2 protein-coding genes are annotated in these 2,561 nt (G+C 44.2%); both read left to right on the forward strand.

The genetic code is table 11. The annotated features are described in order from the left end of the window. The first annotated feature begins 239 nt into the window (after positions 1 to 239). A complete protein-coding gene (gene argC, locus AC06OU_RS06925) occupies positions 240 to 1,274 on the forward strand; it encodes an N-acetyl-gamma-glutamyl-phosphate reductase (protein WP_475854888.1) in 1,035 nt (344 codons plus the stop codon). A 13-nt stretch (positions 1,275 to 1,287) separates the two neighbouring features. Then, positions 1,288 to 2,514 (forward strand): bifunctional glutamate N-acetyltransferase/amino-acid acetyltransferase ArgJ, encoded by a 1,227-nt coding sequence (gene argJ / locus AC06OU_RS06930; protein WP_475854890.1) that lies wholly within the window; start codon positions 1,288 to 1,290, stop codon positions 2,512 to 2,514. Positions 2,515 to 2,561: the final 47 nt, after the last annotated feature.

A 2,561-nucleotide genomic window follows, 5' to 3' on the forward strand; every position in this document is an offset into this window, starting at 1 on the left:
GTTATACAGGTGCCTGGCACCTGTAACAATAAACACCCCCCAATAAGGCTAAAGAAAAAGCCAATATAACTGGAAACACTCCTATTAGATTGGCTTCTTTCTATTATGAGAGTATATTACTGGTGCCAGGCACCTGTAACATCTACGAAATAACAATATAAAAAAACAAATAAAAATACAATTGACTTTATAATTATACATAGTTATAATATTGCTAAGAAATGGTAAGAGGTGAGTGTATGAAAGTAGGAATTATAGGAGCGACGGGATATGGTGGGCTTGAATTAGTTCGTTTTTTACATAATCATCCTGAAGTGGAAGTCGTTGATCTGTTCTCTTCATCCGAACAGGGTATACAATTTTCGGATAAATATTCACATTTAATGAATATTCATGACCTGCCGCTTCTCGAAATTGAGTCTGATAGACTAGCAGAGTATGATGTATTGTTTACGAGCACTCCCTCAGGGGTCTCATCGAGTCTACTACCAGCACTTGTCGGTAAAAAGCCGAAGCTGATTGATCTATCGGGTGATTTTCGTCTAAAGGATTTAGCTGCATACGAGCAATGGTATAAAAAATCACCAGCCCCAGCGGATGCGGTAGAACAAAGCGTATACGGGTTAACGGAATGGAACACAGCCGCTATCGCAGAAGCTCAGCTTATCGCAAACCCGGGATGCTACCCGACAGCCGTCCTGCTTTCCTTGCTACCGCTTATCAAAGAGAATCTAATCGACGCAACCCATCTCGTTATTGATGCTAAAAGTGGCATCTCTGGAGCAGGCAACAAGCCGAGCCAAATGACACATTACAGTGAAACAAACGAAAACACTGCGATATACAAGCTCCATGAGCATCAGCATATACCAGAAATCGAGCAGGCCATTCAAATGTTTGCGAACCAGTCGGCACCAATTACCTTCACGACGCATCTTGTTCCAATGACAAGAGGAATCCTGGCAACAAGCTATGCACCGGTAAACTATGGTGTCACAGAAGCAGACCTAGTAAATGCTTTACAAGAAACATACGAAAACCAACCGTTCGTACGAATCATAAAAGAAGCCAGCAAATTCGGCACAAACCAAGTGTACGGCTCTAACTATTGCGATATTCACGTAAAAGTAGATCCACGCACGAATCGAGCAACAATTGTCTCGGTCATCGACAACCTAGTTAAAGGCGCAGCCGGGCAGGCCATTCAAAATATGAATGTTCAATTCAATCTCAACCAAACGACTGGACTCTCGCTCGTACCATTATTCATTTAAAGGAGGAAACCCCATGTTGACAGAAACAATGACGATGAAGCGCATCACCTATAAAAACATTGCTTCACCAAAAGGTTTCAAGGCGACCGGCATCCACTGCGGCGTTAAGCACAAGAAAAAAGACTTAGCCCTACTCACAAGTGAGGTGCCCGCTAGCGTTGCTGGGGTTTTCACGACGAATGCAGTCCAAGGTGCTCCACTTATTGTCACGAAGGAAGTTGTATACACCACACAGAAAATGCAAGCACTTATAGTGAACTCAGGAATTGCAAACTCCTGTACAGGAAAGCAAGGCCTAATCGATGCCTATACGATGCAGGAAAAGACAGCGGAAAAGCTTGGTATTAACCCGAATCTAGTGGGAGTAGCCTCAACCGGAGTGATCGGCGAAATGATGAAAATGGAGCCGGTCCTAGCGGGTATCAAACAACTTGAGCCTATCGATGAGCTAGAAGGAGCCATCAATTTCTCTCAGGCAATCATGACGACAGATACAGTTACGAAGGATACCTCCTATAAAACCGTTATAGACGGAAAGGAAATCATCATTGCAGGAACCGCTAAGGGGTCCGGCATGATCGAGCCTAACATGGCGACGATGTTTGCCTTCATCACAACAGACGCCAATATCGAATCAAACCATCTGCAGGATGCACTAAAATCGATCACAGATGTTACTTTCAACTCCATAACCGTAGATGGCGACACATCTACGAACGACATGGTAGTCGTGATGGCAAACGGGTTAGCGGAAAACAATCCATTGACTCCACTTCATCCAGACTGGGATACCTTCGTCCAAACGCTTCATACCGTTGCATTGGATTTAGCTAAAATGATTGCGAAAGACGGAGAAGGAGCTACCAAACTGATTGAGGTAGAAGTTAAGGGTGCGGTCAATGATGAGGAGGCGCGTAAAATTGCCAAGACGGTCGTAGGCTCACCGCTAGTTAAAACAGCAGTTTTCGGCAGTGATGCTAACTGGGGGAGATTGATTTGTGCAGTTGGTTATAGTGGTGCAACGATAGATCCGAACGCTATTAAGATTTCCATCGGTCCAACGCCGGTTGTAGAAAATGGGGAGCCTGTCCCTTTCTCTGAAGAAGTAACGATGCTTTATTTGAAGCAGGCAGAAGTGAAATTTTTAATTGAACTGAACCAAGGGGAAGGCCTAGGAACTGCATGGGGGTGTGATTTGACTTATGACTACGTTCAAATCAATGCAACCTATCGTTCCTGATCGCATCGTTATTAAGCTTGGAGGCAGTATGCTGGAAGGGTTAAATG

This window comes from Psychrobacillus sp. (genome assembly GCF_056205495.1).